10 protein-coding genes are annotated in these 12,604 nt (G+C 71.2%); all 10 read left to right on the top strand.

Annotated elements, in window-relative coordinates:
* Window positions 1-4 precede the first annotated feature (4 nt).
* The 10 genes from nuoI (at window position 5) to ACFCY1_RS27240 (ending at window position 12,596) form a co-directional block, all read left to right on the top strand.
* Window positions 5-613, top strand: a complete 609-nt coding sequence (gene nuoI / locus ACFCY1_RS27285; protein WP_117489179.1) for an NADH-quinone oxidoreductase subunit NuoI — start codon at window positions 5-7, stop codon at window positions 611-613.
* Window positions 613-1,608, top strand: coding sequence for an NADH-quinone oxidoreductase subunit J (locus ACFCY1_RS27280; protein WP_117491913.1), 996 nt, complete (start codon window positions 613-615; stop codon window positions 1,606-1,608). Before nuoI ends, ACFCY1_RS27280 begins: the two co-directional genes overlap by 1 nt.
* On the top strand, window positions 1,605-1,904 hold the full coding sequence (nuoK, locus tag ACFCY1_RS27275) for an NADH-quinone oxidoreductase subunit NuoK (RefSeq protein WP_049652557.1): 300 nt from the start codon (window positions 1,605-1,607) through the stop codon (window positions 1,902-1,904). Before ACFCY1_RS27280 ends, nuoK begins: the two co-directional genes overlap by 4 nt.
* A 14-nt stretch (window positions 1,905-1,918) precedes the next feature.
* Window positions 1,919-3,814: an NADH-quinone oxidoreductase subunit L gene (nuoL, locus tag ACFCY1_RS27270; protein ID WP_049652555.1), complete on the top strand. Its 1,896-nt coding sequence runs from the start codon at window positions 1,919-1,921 to the stop codon at window positions 3,812-3,814.
* 34 nt (window positions 3,815-3,848) lie between these two features.
* The gene (locus ACFCY1_RS27265; RefSeq protein WP_074005526.1) at window positions 3,849-5,468 is read left to right on the top strand and encodes an NADH-quinone oxidoreductase subunit M; all 1,620 of its coding nucleotides are present in this window, start codon (window positions 3,849-3,851) and stop codon (window positions 5,466-5,468) included.
* A complete protein-coding gene (gene nuoN, locus ACFCY1_RS27260; RefSeq protein WP_375876367.1) occupies window positions 5,465-7,102 on the top strand; it encodes an NADH-quinone oxidoreductase subunit NuoN in 1,638 nt (545 codons plus the stop codon). Before ACFCY1_RS27265 ends, nuoN begins: the two co-directional genes overlap by 4 nt.
* A gap of 311 nt (window positions 7,103-7,413) precedes the next feature.
* Window positions 7,414-8,424, top strand: coding sequence for a polyprenyl synthetase family protein (locus ACFCY1_RS27255; protein ID WP_049652569.1), 1,011 nt, complete (start codon window positions 7,414-7,416; stop codon window positions 8,422-8,424).
* Window positions 8,425-8,606: 182 nt separating this feature from the next.
* Window positions 8,607-9,269 (top strand): response regulator transcription factor, encoded by a 663-nt coding sequence (locus ACFCY1_RS27250; RefSeq protein WP_049652547.1) that lies wholly within the window; start codon window positions 8,607-8,609, stop codon window positions 9,267-9,269.
* 277 nt (window positions 9,270-9,546) lie between these two features.
* On the top strand, window positions 9,547-11,544 hold the full coding sequence (locus tag ACFCY1_RS27245; protein ID WP_049652544.1) for a 2-oxoacid:acceptor oxidoreductase subunit alpha: 1,998 nt from the start codon (window positions 9,547-9,549) through the stop codon (window positions 11,542-11,544).
* Window positions 11,541-12,596, top strand: a complete 1,056-nt coding sequence (locus tag ACFCY1_RS27240; RefSeq protein WP_375876366.1) for a 2-oxoacid:ferredoxin oxidoreductase subunit beta — start codon at window positions 11,541-11,543, stop codon at window positions 12,594-12,596. Before ACFCY1_RS27245 ends, ACFCY1_RS27240 begins: the two co-directional genes overlap by 4 nt.
* Window positions 12,597-12,604 lie beyond the last annotated feature (8 nt).

The raw sequence follows: 12,604 nt of genomic DNA, 5'->3' as shown, positions 1-12,604 counted from the left end.
CGAGATGTCCGACCAGTCCGATCGAACGGGCCACGCCGAACGGGGCGACCGTCCGTCGATCCTCGGCCCGGCCGCCGGCTTCGGCGTGACCTTCAAGGCCATGTTCAAGAAGCGGCTCACCGAGCAGTACCCGGAGCAGAAGAAGCCCACCGCTCCGCGCTTCCACGGCCGCCACCAGCTGAACCGGCACCCGGACGGCCTGGAGAAGTGCGTCGGCTGCGAGCTGTGCGCGTGGGCCTGCCCGGCCGACGCGATCTACGTGGAGGGCGCGGACAACCAGGACGAGGAGCGCTACTCCCCGGGTGAGCGCTACGGCGCGGTGTACCAGATCAACTACGCCCGCTGCATCCTGTGCGGGCTGTGCATCGAGGCCTGCCCGACCAGGGCGCTGACCATGACCAACGAGTACGAGCTGGCCGACTCCTCCCGGCGGGACCTCATCTTCACCAAGGAGCAGCTGCTGGTGGGCCTGTCCGAGGGCATGGTCGACACCCCGCACGCGATCTTCCCGGGCACCGACGAGGGCGCGTACTACCGGGGCGAGGTCACCTCGGCGGCGCCGGGGACGGTCCAGCAGGAGCGCACCGAGCGGGACAAGGAGGTGCAGCAGTGATCGCGCGGCTGGCGGAGGCGACCGGGACGACCTCGACGGGCGAGGCCGTCCAGTTCTGGGTGCTCGCGGTGATCGCGGTCGGCGGTGCGCTCGGCATGGTGCTGATGCGCAAGGCCGTGCACAGCGCGCTCTGCCTGGCGGCCACCATGATGGCGCTGGCGGTCTGTTACATGGCCCAGGGCGCGGTGTTCCTGGGCGTGGTGCAGATCGTGGTGTACACCGGCGCGATCATGATGCTGTTCCTGTTCGTGGTGATGCTGGTCGGCGTCACCGGCGAGGACTCGCTGAAGGAGCAGCTGAAGGGCCAGCGGTTCGCCGCGGCGCTGTGCGGGCTGGGCTTCGGCGTGCTGCTGATCGCCGGGATCGCCAACGCGAAGCTGGACCACTTCACCGGGCTGTCCGAGGCGAACGCCGAGGGCAACGTGCCGGGCCTGGCCCGGCTGATCTTCACCCGCTACGTGTGGGCCTTCGAGGTCACCGGCGCGCTGCTGATCACCGCGGCGATCGGCGCGATGGTGCTGACCCACCGGGAGCACGTGAAGGCGCCGAAGACGCAGCGCGAGCTGGCGGCGCAGCGGGTCGTGGACAACATCCAGCTGCCGCCGCTGCCGGCGCCGGGCGTGTACGCCCGGCACAACGCGGTGGACGTGCCGGGGCTGCTGCCGGACGGCACGATCGCCGAGGACTCGGTGATGGCGACCCTGCGCGAGCGCGGCCAGGTCCGGGACGTCAGCCAGGCGATGCTGCGGCGGATGGCGGAGCTGGAGAACAGCACGGCGGACTGGCTGGGCCGTCCGTCCTCGGAGCGGCCGGCCGTGAAGGCCCCGCGCAAGTCGCTGGAGCCGGTGCCGGCCAATGGCGCCCCGCTGCCGGCGAACGGCGGGGCGGTGACGGCAAAGGGGTCGGCGAAGGGGTCGGCGAACGGGCCGGCGAACGGCGGGCCGGTGCCGGCGAACAACGTGAAGCACCCGGCCGACGAGGAGGGCGCGGAGTGAACCCGGTCAACTACCTCTACCTGTCGGCCCTGTTGTTCACCATCGGAGCGGCCGGGGTGCTGGTCCGACGCAACGCGATCGTGCTGTTCATGTGCGTGGAGCTGATGCTGAACGCCTCGAACCTCGCCCTGGTGACCTTCTCCCGGCTGCACGGGACCTTGGACGGCCAGATCATCGCGTTCTTCACGATGGTGGTCGCGGCGGCCGAGGTCGTGGTCGGCCTCGCCATCATCGTCTCCATCTTCCGGACCAGGCACTCCGCTTCGGTCGACGACAGCAACCTGATGAAGCTGTAGGCGGAGGGCCCTCGGTGAAATCTCTCATTCCGCTGCTGGTGGCGGCTCCACTGGCGGGCGCCGCCCTGCTGCTGCTCGGCGGCCGGGCGCTGGACCGCTTCGGCCACTGGCTGGCCACCGCGCTCGCGGCGCTCTCGTTCGGCTTCGGCCTGGCCCTGTTCTCGGACATGCTCGGCCGTGACGCCGAGCACCGGGCGGTCACCCGGCACCTGTTCAGCTGGATCCCGGTGAACGGCTTCCAGGCCGATATCTCCTTCCGGCTCGACCAGCTGTCGATGACCTTCGTCCTGCTGATCACCGGTGTCGGCACGCTGATCCACCTCTACTCGGTCGGCTACATGGCGCACGACGAGCGCCGCCGCCGCTTCTTCGCGTACCTGAACCTGTTCCTGGCCGCCATGCTGCTGCTGGTGGTCGCGGACAACTACCTGCTGCTGTACTTCGGCTGGGAGGGCGTGGGCCTGGCCTCGTACCTCCTGATCGGCTTCTGGCAGCACAAGCCGAGTGCGGCGACGGCGGCGAAGAAGGCCTTCATCGTCAACCGGGTCGGCGACATGGGCCTGTCCATCGCGATCATGCTGATGTTCGCCGAGTTCGGCTCCTTCGCCTTCGACCCGGTCTTCGGCGGTGCCCACCAGGCGAGCGAGGGCAAGCTGACGGCGATCGGCCTGATGCTGCTGCTGGCGGCCTGCGGCAAGTCGGCGCAGGTGCCGCTGCAGTCCTGGCTCGGGGACGCGATGGAGGGCCCGACCCCGGTGTCGGCGCTGATCCACGCGGCCACCATGGTGACCGCGGGCGTCTACCTGATCACCCGCTCCTCGGCGGTCTTCGACCTGGCGCCGGACGCGCAGACCGCCGTGGTGGTGGTCGGCGCGGTCACGCTGCTGTTCGGTGCGATCGTCGGTTGCGCCAAGGACGACATCAAGAAGGCGCTGGCCGGCTCGACGATGTCGCAGATCGGCTACATGGTGCTGGCGGCCGGGCTCGGCCCGATCGGCTACGCCTTCGCGATCATGCACCTGGTGACCCACGGCTTCTTCAAGGCCGGGCTGTTCCTCGGCGCCGGGTCGGTCATGCACGGCATGAACGACGAGGTGAACATGCGTCACTACGGCGGCCTGCGGAAGTACATGCCGGTCACCTTCGTCACCTTCGGCCTCGGCTACCTGGCGATCATCGGCTTCCCGGGCCTGTCCGGCTTCTTCTCCAAGGACAAGATCATCGAGGCGGCCTTCGCCAAGGGCGGCACCGAGGGCTGGATCCTCGGGGGGTGCGCGCTGGTCGGCGCGGCGGTCACCGCGTTCTACATGACCAGGGTCATGGTGCTGACCTTCTTCGGCGAGAAGCGCTGGCAGCCGGACGCGGAGGGCAACGCCCCGCACCCGCACGAGTCGCCTCGGACGATGACCGTCCCGATGGTCCTGCTGGCCTTCGGCTCGGTCTTCGCGGGCGGACTGTTCGCCTTCAACGACTCCTTCCTGAAGTGGCTGGAGCCGGTCACCGGGCACGAGGAGGGCAACTCCCCGCTCGCCCCGCTGACCGTCACCCTGCTGACCACGGCCTGCATGCTGGCCGGCGTCGGCCTGGCGTACCTGGTGTACGGGCGCTCGCCGGTCCCGGTGGTGCCGCCGGTCGGCTCCCCGCTCACCCGGGCCGCCCGCCGCGACCTGCTGCAGGACGACTTCAACCACGCGGTGCTGGTGCGGCCGGGCTCGGCGCTCGCCGCGGCGCTGGTCTTCTTCGACAGCCGCGGCCTGGACGGCGTGGTCAACGGCCTGGCCGCCGGGATCGGCGGGCTCTCCGGCCGGCTGCGGCGGGTCCAGAACGGCTACGTCCGCTCGTACGCGCTCTCCATGTTCGGCGGCACGCTGGTGCTGGTCGCCATGACTCTCCTGATGAGGTCCACGTGATGACTCGTCCTGATATCCGTTGGGGGGCCAGGCCATGAGCTTCCTGTTGACCGCCACCTGCGCCGTCCCGGCGGCCGGTGCGGTGCTGACGGCCGCGCTGCCCGCCGGGTCCTCCGAGAGCCGGCGCAGGACCACCAAGGCCGTCGCGCTGGGCGCCTCGGCCGTCACCCTGGTGCTGGCCGCCGTGGTGGCGGCCCGGTTCGACCCGCACGGCGCCCGCTTCCAGCTGAACGAGTCGTACAGCTGGATCCGCTCCTTCGGCATCACCTTCTCGCTCGGCGTGGACGGCATCGGCGCGGTGCTCGCCCTGCTCACCGCCGTGCTCGTGCCGCTGGTGATCCTCGCCTCCTGGCACGACGCCGACCCGGCGCCGGCCGGGCCGGACGGCACCTTCGAGAACAAGCGCCGCACCCAGGCCTTCTTCGCCCTGATCCTGGCGGTGGAGGCGATGGTGGTCGTCTCCTTCTACGCCACCGACGTCTTCGTGTTCTACGTGTTCTTCGAAGCCATGCTGATCCCGATGTACTTCCTGATCGGCGGCTTCGGCGACCGGGCGGGCGGCCCGGAGTCGGCGCGTCAGCGCTCCTACGCGGCCGTGAAGTTCCTGCTCTACAACCTGCTCGGCGGCCTGGTGATGCTGGCCGCCGTGATCGGCCTGTACGTGACGGCGCAGGACCAGGGCTTCGGCACCTTCGACCTGCCGACGCTGACCTCGGCGATCGCCGACGGCCGGCTCCAGCTGACCGGCACCGCCGAGAAGGCGCTGTTCCTGGGCTTCTTCTTCGCCTTCGCGGTGAAGGCCCCGCTCTGGCCGCTGCACACCTGGCTGCCGAACGCGATGGGCGAGTCCACCGCCGGCACCGCGGTGCTGATCACCGCGGTGGTGGACAAGGTCGGCACCTTCGCGATGCTGCGCTTCTGCCTCGGGCTGTTCCCGAACGCCTCGAAGACCTTCGCCCCGGCGATCCTGGTCCTGGCGCTGATCGGGATCGTCTACGGCGCGCTGCTGGCGATCGGCCAGAAGGACATCAAGCGGCTGGTGGCGTACGCCTCGATCTCGCACTTCGGCTTCATCATCATGGGCGTCTTCGCCCTGACCAGCCAGGGCCAGAGCGGCGCGACCCTCTACATGGTGAACCACGGCCTGTCCACGGCGGCGTGGATGCTGGTGGCCGGCTTCCTGATCTCCCGTCGCGGCTCGCGGCTGATCGCCGACTACGGCGGCGTGCAGAAGGTCGCCCCGGTGCTGGCCGGGACGTTCCTGATCGGCAGTCTGGCCACCCTGTCGCTGCCCGGGCTGGCCCCGTTCGTCAGCGAGTTCCTGGTCCTGGTGGGCACCTTCACCCGCTACCCGGCGATCGGGATCGTGGCCACCTTCGGCATCGTGCTGGCCGCGCTGTACGCCCTGCTGCTGTACCAGCGCACCATGACCGGCCCGGTGAAGGACGGGGTGCGCACGATGCCCGACCTCAAGGCCCGCGAACTCGCCGTGGTCGGCCCGCTGGTGGCGCTGACCATCCTGCTCGGCGTCTACCCGAAGCCGCTCACCGACCTGGTCAACCCCTCGGTGAACGCGACGCTCTCGCAGGTCCACCAGACCGACCCGGCGCCGGCCCACCCGGTCGCCGCCACCTCAGGAGGTGAGCAGAAGTGAGTGCCACCGCAGTGCTCGCCGCCGCCGGCGGCAACACCCCCAGCATCCCGGCGCCGCACATCGAGTACGGCCAGCTCTCCCCGATGCTCGTGGTGTTCGCGGCCGCCGTGGCCGGCGTCCTGGTGGAGGCCTTCGTGCCCCGCCGGTACCGGCACTGGACCCAGGTGACGCTCGCCCTGGCCGGGCTGGTCGGCGCCTTCGTCGCCGTGGTGGTGCTGGCCGTGCAGAGCCACGGCTTCACCCGGATCGACCTGCTGGCCATGGAGTCCGTCGCGATGGACGGCCCGGCGCTGTTCCTCCAGGGCGTGATCCTGCTGGCCTCCGTGGTCGCGGTGCTCACCTACGCCGAGCGGAGGCTGGAGCCCAAGGCCGGCGGCCTGCCCGCCGACGCCTTCGCCGCCCAGGCCGCCGCCACCCCCGGCGGCGAGCAGGAGCGGGCCGCGGTCCGGGCGGGCTTCGCCACCAGCGAGGTCTTCCCGCTCACCATGTTCGCGGTCGGCGGCATGCTGCTGTTCCCCGCCGCCAACGACCTGCTGACCATGTCCGTGGCGCTGGAGGTCTTCTCGCTGCCGCTGTACCTGCTGTGCGCGCTGGCCCGGCGCCGTCGGCTGCTCTCCCAGGAGGCGGCGGTCAAGTACTTCCTGCTCGGCGCCTTCGCCTCGGCGTTCTTCCTGTTCGGCACCGCGCTGCTGTACGGCTACGCGGGCAGCGTGAAGCTCGGCGACATCGGGGACGTCATCTCCGGCAAGGCGATGACCACCCCCGCGCAGCTGAGCACCACCCAGAGCGACGCGCTGGTGCTGACCGGCCTGGCGATGCTGGCGGTCGGCCTGCTGTTCAAGGTCGCCGCGGTGCCCTTCCACTCCTGGACCCCGGACGTCTACCAGGGCGCGCCGACCCCGGTGACCGGCTTCATGGCGGCGGCCACCAAGGTCGCGGCCTTCGGGGCCTTCCTGCGGCTGTTCTACGTGGCCTTCCCGGGCCTGCGGCTGGACTGGCGGCCGGTGATGTGGGGCGTCGCGATCCTCACCATGGTGGTGGGCGCGGTGCTCGCGGTGACCCAGCAGGACGTCAAGCGCCTGCTGGCGTACTCCTCGATCGCGCACGCGGGGTTCATCCTGACCGGCGTGATCGCCGTCAACAAGCAGGGCATCTCCTCGGTGCTGTTCTACCTGCTGGCGTACTCCTTCGTGACGCTCGGCGCGTTCGCGGTGGTGACGCTGGTGCGCGACTCCAAGGGCGAGGCGACCCACCTGTCCAGCTGGGCCGGGCTCGGGCGGCGCTCGCCGCTGGTGGCGGCGGTGTTCGCGCTGTTCCTGCTGGCCTTCGCCGGGATTCCGCTGACCTCCGGGTTCACCGGGAAGTTCGCGGTGTTCCAGGCCGCGGCCAGCGGCGGGGCGACCCCGCTGGTGGTGGTCGGTGTGCTGAGCTCGGCGGTGGCCGCGTTCTTCTACATCCGGGTCATCGTGCTGATGTTCTTCTCGGACCCCCAGCCGGGGGGCCCCACGGTGGCGGTCCCGAGCGCCTTCACGGCGACCGCGATCGGGGTGGGGGTGCTGGTCACGCTGGGTCTCGGACTGCTGCCGCAGTACTTCCTCGACCTCGCCTCCAAGGCCTCGCTGTTCGTGCGCTGACCTTTACGCCCACCGCCTCCGACCAGGGCCCCGTCCGGGCCGCGCTCAGCCCGCGCGGCCCGGACGGGTCTGTGTCGGGTACCGGGGCCGGGGGAGTTCCGGGGGCTCTCCCACCTTTATTACCAGCCGAATTCGCCCCCACCGCCGTCCGGCCCGCGCAGCCGCCCTGACCAGGGCATCAAGCCCGATCATGACAGGATCCGCACGCCCGTGCAGTGATCCACTCGCGACCGGATACCCTGCCTGTATGGCCAGCGGCGGCACTCAGGGACCAGGCCGCTAGATCGACCAGGGACAGAGGAGTGGTCTTCGTGACCGTCGTGGAACCCTTCGGGCTCAGCGTGCAGGACCGCGACCTGACCCGGGACGTCCAGGCCGGACTGGACGCTGTGGAGGCGGCGCTCGGTGAGGCCGTCAAGAGCGACGTCCCCTTCATCACCGTCACCGCCAGTCACCTCCTCGAGGCCGGCGGCAAGCGCTTCCGCCCGCTGCTCCTGCTGCTGGCCGCCCAGTTCGGCGACCCGGGGGCGCCCGGCGTGGTGCCCGCCGCCGTGGTGGTCGAACTGACCCACCTGGCCACGCTCTACCACGACGACGTCATGGACGAGGCGCCGGTGCGCCGGGGCGCCCCGAGCGCCAACTCCCGCTGGGACAACTCGGTCGCCATCCTCACCGGCGACTTCCTGTTCTCCCGCGCCTCCCAGGTGCTCTCCGACCTCGGCCCGGAGGCCGTGCGGATGCAGGCCGAGGCCTTCGAGCGGCTGGTCACCGGCCAGATCCTGGAGACCCGCGGCCCGGGCCAGGACATGGACCCGCTGCTGCACTACCTGGACGTCCTGGAGGGCAAGACCGGCTCGCTGATCGCCGTCTCCTGCCGGATAGGAGCGCTGATGGCCGGTGCCGAGCGCGAGCTGGTGGACACCCTCGGCGAGTTCGGCGAGCGGATCGGCATCGCCTTCCAGCTGGCCGACGACGTGCTCGACATCGCCAGCGACGGCCACGAGTCCGGCAAGACCCCCGGCACCGACCTGCGCGAGGGCGTGCCGACCCTGCCGACCCTGCTGCTGCAGCAGATGCCCGCCGACCCGGCCGACCCGGACGACGCCCGGCTGCGCGAACTGCTCGACCAGGACCTCTCCGACGACGACCTGCACGCCGAGGCGCTGCGCCTGCTGCGCGCCCACCCCGCGCTGGAGCGCGCCCGCGCCGAGACCCTGCGCCGGGCCGAGGAGGCCCGGGCGCTGCTCGCGCCGCTGCCGGACTGCGCCGCGAAGGCCGCCCTGGAGGGCCTCTGCGACGCGGTGGCGATCCGCACGATGTGAGACCCCGCTCCGGGGAGGACCCCGCTCCGGGTGAGGCCCCGCACGATGGGGGACCCCGCTCCGGGCGGGGCCGCCGGGAGCCGTCCGGGCCGGGCCGAGAGGTGGCCCGTCCCGGACCCTCCGCCCGCCCCGGGATGGGGGAGACTGACTTCCGTCAGCACACGCCTGCCCGGAAGGTCGTTATGCGTCGCGTCGTCATCGCCGAGGACTCCGTACTGCTCAGGGAGGGACTGACCCGGCTGCTCACCGATCGCGGCCTGGAGGTCGTCGCCGGGGTCGGTGACGGAGACGCCCTGGTGAAGACCATCCACGACCTGGCGGCCGCCGACGCCCTGCCGGACGTCGTGGTCTCCGACGTGCGGATGCCCCCGAACCACACCGACGAGGGCCTGCGCGCCTGCGTGGAACTGCGCGCCCGGTACCCGCAGCTGGGTGTGCTGGTGCTGTCGCAGTTCGTGGAGGAGCGCTACGCCTCGGAGCTGCTGGCCGGCTCGACCCGGGGCGTGGGGTACCTGCTGAAGGACCGGGTCGCCGAGGTGCGCGAGTTCGCCGACGCGGTGGTCCGGGTCGCCGAGGGCGGCACCGCGCTGGACCCGGAGGTGGTGCAGCAGCTCCTCAGCCGCAGCCGCAAGGGCGACGTTCTGGCCAATCTCACGCCGCGCGAGCGCGAGGTGCTCGGGCTGATGGCGGAGGGCCGCACCAACGCCGCGGTGGCCAAGCAGCTGGTGGTCTCCGACGGCGCGGTGGAGAAGCACGTCAGCAACATCTTCCTCAAGCTGGGACTGGCTCAGAGCGCCGAGGACCACCGCCGGGTGCTGGCCGTGCTCACCTACCTCAACTCCTGACGCCCTCCGGTTCCGTCGCCCCGGCGCCCGGGGCGCGCCCCCGGGAGCGCATCTCGGCCATGCGCCCGTGAGGTGCTCGCGCCCGCCCGTCCGAGCCGGAATGATCTCCGGCGGGCGGGCGTTGACGTTCATGTGCGGTGCAGCCGCGGGCCGGTGAAATAACTGCCGTGCTTCCGGTCGCCGTCGGGTCGGCCCGCATAGGATGCGAGAGGTGCACCAGGCGGACGGGGCACGGGGCCGCGCCCGCGGTGGTGCGCCCACGAGGAGGTCCGCGGCAGTGACCAGTCAGGTCGATCAGTCAGAGGCAGTGGACGGCCCGGACGGCGACGAGGCCCGCGCCGGGAGCGGAGACGCGCACGCGGGTGCGGACGCGTCCGCCGGACCGCCCGGCCCGGGCGGCCCTCCGGTGAAGCCGGGCAAGCCCATCCGCAGACTCGATCGGGTGATCATTCGCTTCGCCGGCGACTCCGGTGACGGCATGCAGCTGACGGGTGACCGTTTCACCTCGGAGACGGCGTCCTTCGGCAACGACCTGTCCACGCTGCCGAACTTCCCGGCCGAGATCCGGGCGCCCGCCGGCACCCTGCCGGGCGTCTCGTCCTTCCAACTGCACTTCGCGGACCACGACATCCTGACCCCGGGCGACGCCCCGAACGTGCTGGTCGCGATGAACCCGGCCGCGCTGAAGGCGAACGTGCCGGACCTGCCGCGCGGTGCCGAGATCATCGTCAACACCGACGAGTTCACCAAGCGGGCGCTGGCCAAGGTCGGTTACCCGGCGGACCCGCTGGGCGACGGCTCGCTGGACGGCTTCCACCTGCACAAGGTGCCGCTGACCACGCTGACCCTGGAGGCGCTCAAGGACAGCGGCCTGGCCCGCAAGGACGCCGAGCGGGCGAAGAACATGTTCGCCCTGGGCCTGCTGTCCTGGATGTACCACCGGCCCACGCACGGGACGGAGTCGTTCCTGCGCACCAAGTTCGCCAAGAAGCCGCAGATCGCCGAGGCGAACATCACCGCCTTCCGGGCGGGCTGGAACTTCGGCGAGACCACCGAGTCCTTCGCCGTCTCCTACGAGGTGCCGCCGGCCAGGCTCCCGGCCGGGCGCTACCGCAACATCTCCGGCAACCTGGCGCTGTCCTACGGGCTGATCGCCGCCTCGCGGCGCTCCGGCCTCCCGCTGTACCTGGGCTCCTACCCGATCACCCCGGCCTCGGACATCCTGCACGAGTTGAGCCGGCACAAGGACTTCGGGGTGCGCACCTTCCAGGCGGAGGACGAGATCGCCGGTGTCGGCGCGGCGCTCGGCGCCGCCTTCGGCGGGGCGCTCGGGGTGACCACCACCTCCGGGCCGGGTGTCGCGCTGAAGTCCGAGACGATCGGCCTGGCCGTCTCGCTCGAACTGCCGCTGCTGGTCGTGGACATCCAGCGCGGCGGCCCGTCCACCGGCCTGCCGACCAAGACCGAGCAGGCGGACCTGCTGCAGGCGATGTTCGGGCGCAACGGCGAGGCGCCGGTGCCGATCGTCGCCCCGGCCACGCCCGCGGAGTGCTTCGACGCGGCGCTGGAGGCGGCCCGGATCGCGGTCACCTACCGCACCCCGGTGTTCCTGCTCTCGGACGGCTACCTGGCCAACGGCTCGGAGCCCTGGCGGATCCCCGAGGTCGACGAACTGCCGGAGATCGACCCGGAGTTCGCCACCGGCCCGAACCGCGAGGACGGCGCCTTTTGGCCGTACCTGCGCGATCCGCGGACCCTGGCCAGGCCCTGGGCGCTGCCCGGTACGCCCGGCCTGGAGCACCGGATCGGCGGCATCGAGAAGCAGGACGGCACCGGCAACATCTCCTACGACCCGGCCAACCACGACTTCATGGTCCGCACCCGGCAGGCCAAGGTCGACGGCATCACGGTGAAGCCGGTCGAGGTGGACGACCCGAGCGGCGACGCCCGGGTGCTGGTGCTCGGCTGGGGCTCGACGTACGGGCCGATCACCGCCGCGGTGCGCCGGGTGCGCGCGGACGGCGGCGAGGTCGCCCAGGCGCACCTGCGCAACCTCAACCCGTTCCCGGCCAACCTGGGCTCGGTGCTGCGGAGTTACGAGAAGATCATCGTTCCCGAGATGAACCTGGGGCAGCTGGCCCTGCTGCTGCGGGCGAAGTACCTGGTGGACGCCGAGTCCTACAACCAGGTGCGCGGACTGCCGTTCAAGGCGGCCCAGTTGGCGGACGTGCTGTGGGCCGCGATCGGCACCCTGGACGAGGAGGACAACCGATGAGCGAGAGCGGCTTCCCGTCCCTGCGACTGGTGCCCAAGGCCGAAGGCCCGCAGAGCGCCCGGGACTTCAAGACCGACCAGGAGGTGCGCTGGTGCCCGGGCTGCGGGGACTACGCGATCCTGGCGGCGGTGCAGTCCTTCATGCCGGAGCTGGGCATCAAGCGGGAGAACACGGTCTTCGTCTCCGGCATCGGCTGTTCCTCGCGCTTCCCGTACTACATGAACACCTACGGGGTGCACTCGATCCACGGCCGGGCGCCGGCGATCGCGACCGGGCTGGCCACCTCGCGCCAGGACCTGAGCGTCTGGGTGGTGACGGGTGACGGCGACGCGCTGTCGATCGGCGGCAACCATCTGATCCACGCCCTGCGGCGGAACGTCAATTTGAAGATCCTGTTGTTCAACAACCGTATCTACGGCCTCACCAAGGGCCAGTACTCGCCCACCAGCGAGCTCGGCAAGATCACCAAGTCCACCCCGATGGGCTCGCTGGACGCGCCGTTCAACCCGCTGTCGCTGGCGATCGGCGCCGAGGCCACCTTCGTCGCGCGCACCATCGACTCGGACCGCCAGCACCTCCAGTCGGTGCTGCGGGCGGCCGCCGAGCACCAGGGCACGGCGCTGGTGGAGATCTACCAGAACTGCAACATCTTCAACGACGGCGCCTTCGAGGTGCTGAAGGACCCGGGCAGCCGGGACGAGGCGCTGATCCGGCTGGAGCACGGGAAGGCCGCCCGCTTCGGCGCGGACCTGGCGAACGGCGTCTTCCGGGGCCCGGACGGCGAGCTGTTCACCGCCCCGGTCACGGCGGACAACGAGGCGGACGTCCTGGTCCACGACGCGCACGCGGCCAGCCCCGCCACCGCCTTCGCGCTCTCCCGGATCGCCGACGCGGACACCCTGCACCACACGCCGATCGGCGTGCTGCGCAGCGTCGAACGGCCGGTCTACGACGAGCTGATGGCGAGCCAGCTGGCCACCGCCACCGACGGGCGCGGCCCGGGCGACCTGGCCACGCTGCTCGCCGGCAACGACACCTGGACGGTGGACTGACCGTCCGA

Source organism: Kitasatospora sp. NPDC056273 (assembly GCF_042268845.1).
In the GTDB taxonomy this organism is placed as follows: Bacteria; Actinomycetota; Actinomycetes; order Streptomycetales; family Streptomycetaceae; genus Kitasatospora.
This window is presented reverse-complemented; position numbering and strand designations above follow the sequence as displayed.

What these genes read in the sequence shown, in the direction of transcription:
- nuoI (WP_117489179.1), top strand. Translation starts at nt 5, where the DNA reads ATGTCCGACCAGTCCGATCGAACGGGCCACGCCGAACGGGGCGACCGT.
- ACFCY1_RS27250 (WP_049652547.1), top strand. Translation starts at nt 8,607, where the DNA reads ATGCGTCGCGTCGTCATCGCCGAGGACTCCGTACTGCTCAGGGAGGGA.
- ACFCY1_RS27265 (WP_074005526.1), top strand. Translation starts at nt 3,849, where the DNA reads ATGAGCTTCCTGTTGACCGCCACCTGCGCCGTCCCGGCGGCCGGTGCG.
- ACFCY1_RS27240 (WP_375876366.1), top strand. Translation starts at nt 11,541, where the DNA reads ATGAGCGAGAGCGGCTTCCCGTCCCTGCGACTGGTGCCCAAGGCCGAA.